The sequence below is a fragment of the Vibrio sp. ER1A genome (assembly GCF_000733315.1).
GTDB lineage: Bacteria > Pseudomonadota > Gammaproteobacteria > Enterobacterales > Vibrionaceae > Vibrio > Vibrio mediterranei.
This window is the reverse complement of record NZ_JPJA01000026.1, coordinates 1-3,933: the sequence shown is the minus strand read 5'-3', so window position 1 is coordinate 3,933 and position 3,933 is coordinate 1. Positions and strand designations below refer to the sequence as shown.

Genomic DNA, 3,933 nt, shown 5'->3' with positions numbered 1-3,933 from the left:
ACGCCTAATGTAAAAAACACAACGGCAAAATCCGTTGTCGGGATTCGAACCCCGCATGACTCCAAGGCGTAATAACGCCAGCTTTTGCTGGTTTTTTATTGCGTGCTATTCAGTGCATCAAAATTATGGTGATCTGGATAAGGCCACTTCGGTGGGCCGCACCTTGGAGCGGTAGTTCGAATCTTGTCCAGATTGCCACCAACTGATTCGAACCCCTTGGTGGTGATAAATAAATCATTCTCCAAGGAGTCACATTATGACTGCACAAACTTTGCCTATCGCACAACATCGTCCAGAAGATCTAGTTTTTGTTTCTCAAACCAATGAATTAGTCACAGATTCTATCTTGGTTGCTAAGTACTTCTCAAAGCGTCATGAACAAGTGCTTAGAAAGCTAAACACCCTTGATTGCTCTAGCATTTTTAGCCAACACAATTTTGTGCTGGCCCATTATCACGACGCTCAAGATAAGGTTCGCCCAAAGTACCAAATGACCAAAGACGGCTTTATGTTTTTGGTTATGGGCTTCACTGGCAAAAAGGCAGCTGTTATCAAAGAGGCCTACATTAACGCATTTAACCTTATGGCCGAAAAGCTAGCCAAGCAAACCCATCAGGAGCCCCTTCCATTTATGCTTCCAACTAAGGCTGAACTGATGGACGATTTTAAGGATGGTCTCGACACCCGAATTCTACTTGATATCGAGAATGGTCAGATCGTTCGCTCGATGGTCGTTCCTCAAGACGCATTTGTGTGCAACAAAGAGAAATTCATTAGCTTCATGGGGAATAATCGGTTATTCACGAATCAAGAGATCATTGCCATTAATACGATAGCAGCAAAAAGACTCTCTAGAATGTAACCATTATGCTATGAGCGTCATGCATTGACGCTCATATTGTGATCTCTTTCAAGACCATACATATCAATACATTATTACACATTACTTGTAAGGTTATCACTGATTTAATATGTACGTGATGCATATGGCTCACTAACATTGATTAAATAGGTACGTACAATGAAAACGCTAAAGTTTATTGCTCCTACAGCATTGGCAATAACTCTTATTTCAGGAGTCTCGTTTGCAGATACAAACGAGACTGTTATTTCTGCTGATTACGGATTTTCTAGCAATCTCTCTGGGGATAAAGTCATTGGTGATATTCCAGTCAGTTACAGTTCTAGTATAAATGTGACAAACTACATCCCTGTAGCGGATAAGTTTACTGTTGGTATTGGCTTGCAAGGTCAGTATTTAGGCCAGGCTGATGTGTATGTACCCATCAACACCGCATATGGACTTTCTGTTTATAAAACAGAACTATCAGGATGGGGAGGGGCTGTAAATCTAAAACCTACATTAGACTTAACCCATGGATTTAGCGTTAGTGGATATGGAGGTCTAGGTTATTCGGCCTTAAACTCTAGTGCATCATCTGACAATTCGATCTTTACACAAGTTGGTGGTGAGTTAAATTGGGACATAAACAAATCCAAAGTGGGAGTATATGTCGGATATAGGGCGCAATTCTTTCAGGGCGACTATTCTGGATATGACCTAACGGTTGGTTATGCTGGTGTTCGATTTCTCATGTAACGATCGTAATAGAGAGTAATAATAATGAAAAAGCTAATACTTACACTGTTCTGTTCATTGCTACCGCCCTTTTATGCGCACGCTTTAGATATAAATGTGCTTGCTGGGGTAGATACCAATAAAAACTTTTCTGTCGGGGCAGAAGGCGTAGTCGGTAAAAATTATCTTCTTGGCTTTCAAGCTAACATAGGAAGTGCAGACACTTACGAAACAGGATCAATAACCCATTCATCTATAAATAACGCTAAATACTCCCTAGATCGGAACAATAGCATATATAGTATTTATGTTGGCTATAAGTTCACAGATTCACTTCTTAATGGCTTATCACTTAAGGCTGGTGCTAGCCAAATGACGGTAGATATGAAAGGTGATGTTTACGGCACCACAAATGGACAGAATAGCTCAGATACACTTTATGATGTATCCGAAAGCAAAACTCTTCCATTTATAGGGATTGGCTATCAAATCAACGATAGACTTTCTGTTAATGTTCATTCTTCACTGGGCAGTATCGAAACTGTTGATATAAATGGAAAATCGGTAGATACAGACTACAATAATTATACTACTAGTATCTTGCTGGGCTTTACATTTTGACCAAATAAATTAGAAGATAAAAAAAAGGGGGGTAACACCCCCTAATTTAAGCTTTGAAAATAATCCATTGCCCTTATCGCTGGGATCTTATATTCATTATTCATTACCCCAGTATGCCTTGATTTGTCCGTCCTATAACCATGCGGCACTGAGCTACCACTTGAGGCAACTCTTTTTGTAGCTAAAAAACAATGCCTAACTTCGTTATTGTAAAAATACATCGGACAAAATCCTGTCCAGAATGAACTGCTCCCGCTGATCTCAAAAACATAACTCGTTCTTGAATGAATTCCTACTGGCATTAGTATTGTCCCATCTAATGATGATGGTATGGGTTTTGGCACTCCAAATGGGTTGTTTGGCTTTGGCCATTCAATGTATGGCTGCTTAGCTATATATAAAACACCTTTGGCAAGTAGTGGTATCTGGTCTTTAGAGAAAGACACGATCCCACTTTTGTTTTTGATAACCATGCTCCAACCAGTGCCTTCAGAATCATTATTGGCATCAGCTACAATCAAATAAAGCGTTGTTGCTACATGAGAGGACGACCCCGTAATATCCCTAACTCCACCCTGACTTACATTTGGGTTAAAAAACCATAGCTTTAACCTAGCGCCATGCTGCCAATCATAACCACTAACTGGAATAAGCTCTGAAGCAAAACCAACTTCATTGTTCTTGGTTCCAACAAATACTTGAACGCTTTCAGCACCACTTAATGGTCTTTCTAAGTCTGGTATTTCTATAATTTTCATTTTCGTATTTGCGGGTATCGAAATTTCATACTTAGACTTAACGCGCATCGGTGCATGAGTGTAACTAAATACCGTCTGCATGCCTTTGTTGTTGGTTACCATGCCGTAAGAATCTGTAGTAAATACGCCTGTATAATCAGCAAATGCGGAGCTATAAACCGCTGCATAAGCATATATAGACCCACCCGCACCATGTAGCTTATAGTTGGCTGACATTGCCGTATCACCAATAGACACACTATTTACGGCATTAGGTGGCACTACGTTTCCAACTCGCCAGAAATACCCGCCTGTATAACCATACTTCTTTGCTTGCGTCATTGGCGGTCTAGGATATGTGAAATTCGCAGTAAAAGACCCGTTTGTACTGTTGGTTCGATATGAATAAAAGTGTGTTCCAAGACAAACAATTGGATGCATGGAGTCAATATCAAATGGAGGATAACCATCGAACTGTAATGTAATTCCCCAACTCATTGAAGTCTCCCCAGCCTAACCCTTAACGCACCATTCTCGTACACATCTATCCTATCTTGTGTAATTACCATTCCATTACTACTCGTTCCAGACTCGATTCTTATATTTCTTGCGGTAACGTGCCCAGCTGAAGATACATGAAAAGGTGCATTAACATCATTGATCACTGGTGTTTTGATAACTGGCGATCGTATCTCTGATTGAGCAATGATAACGTCAGATACTAAGTTACTTACCACTAGGTCTTTGATACTGGCCGCTTTGATATGAGCGGTATCTATAACAAGTATTTTTCGCGGTTGACCGGGCTGACCATATCTTGGGTTGTCCATTGTCCCAAATACTGGAACGGCTTGATCGCTCGAACCATCGTTATACGAAACCTTAAAATCGGCGTTCTTGACATAGAAATAAGCGTTTCTATAATCTGCGCCATTCGACTTTGCGACTAAACCAATGCTTGCAGCAACATCACCCGCTGAAGCTTTAACGCCCCAT

4 protein-coding genes and 1 pseudogene are annotated in these 3,933 nt (G+C 40.5%); 3 read left to right on the top strand and 2 right to left on the bottom strand.

Annotated features, from left to right (window positions below; all coding sequences use genetic code 11):
• Positions 1 to 256: 256 nt before the first annotated feature.
• From HW45_RS28210 to HW45_RS03310, 3 genes are all read left to right on the top strand, one after another.
• Complete coding sequence (locus HW45_RS28210) at positions 257 to 862, top strand: Rha family transcriptional regulator (protein WP_051867714.1); 606 nt, start codon at positions 257 to 259, stop codon at positions 860 to 862.
• Positions 863 to 1,021: 159 nt separating this feature from the next.
• Positions 1,022 to 1,600 (top strand): hypothetical protein, encoded by a 579-nt coding sequence (locus tag HW45_RS03315; RefSeq protein WP_038224756.1) that lies wholly within the window; start codon positions 1,022 to 1,024, stop codon positions 1,598 to 1,600.
• Positions 1,601 to 1,624: 24 nt separating this feature from the next.
• Complete coding sequence (locus HW45_RS03310; RefSeq protein WP_038224754.1) at positions 1,625 to 2,200, top strand: hypothetical protein; 576 nt, start codon at positions 1,625 to 1,627, stop codon at positions 2,198 to 2,200.
• Positions 2,201 to 2,241: 41 nt separating this feature from the next.
• Here HW45_RS03310 and HW45_RS03305 read toward each other — a convergent pair whose 3' ends face one another.
• Both HW45_RS03305 and HW45_RS29475 read right to left on the bottom strand, forming a co-directional pair.
• Positions 2,242 to 3,435, bottom strand: coding sequence for a hypothetical protein (locus HW45_RS03305; RefSeq protein ID WP_038224752.1), 1,194 nt, complete (start codon positions 3,433 to 3,435; stop codon positions 2,242 to 2,244).
• Positions 3,432 to 3,933: pseudogene (locus HW45_RS29475) on the bottom strand (hypothetical protein); the annotation flags it as partial. The gene HW45_RS03305 and the pseudogene HW45_RS29475, both read right to left, overlap by 4 nt.

Excerpts from the sequence above, each read along its gene's own strand:
- HW45_RS28210 (WP_051867714.1), top strand. The coding sequence starts at position 257 with ATGACTGCACAAACTTTGCCTATCGCACAACATCGTCCAGAAGATCTA.
- HW45_RS03315 (WP_038224756.1), top strand. The coding sequence starts at position 1,022 with ATGAAAACGCTAAAGTTTATTGCTCCTACAGCATTGGCAATAACTCTT.
- HW45_RS03305 (WP_038224752.1), bottom strand. The coding sequence starts at position 3,435 with ATGAGTTGGGGAATTACATTACAGTTCGATGGTTATCCTCCATTTGAT.
- HW45_RS03310 (WP_038224754.1), top strand. The coding sequence starts at position 1,625 with ATGAAAAAGCTAATACTTACACTGTTCTGTTCATTGCTACCGCCCTTT.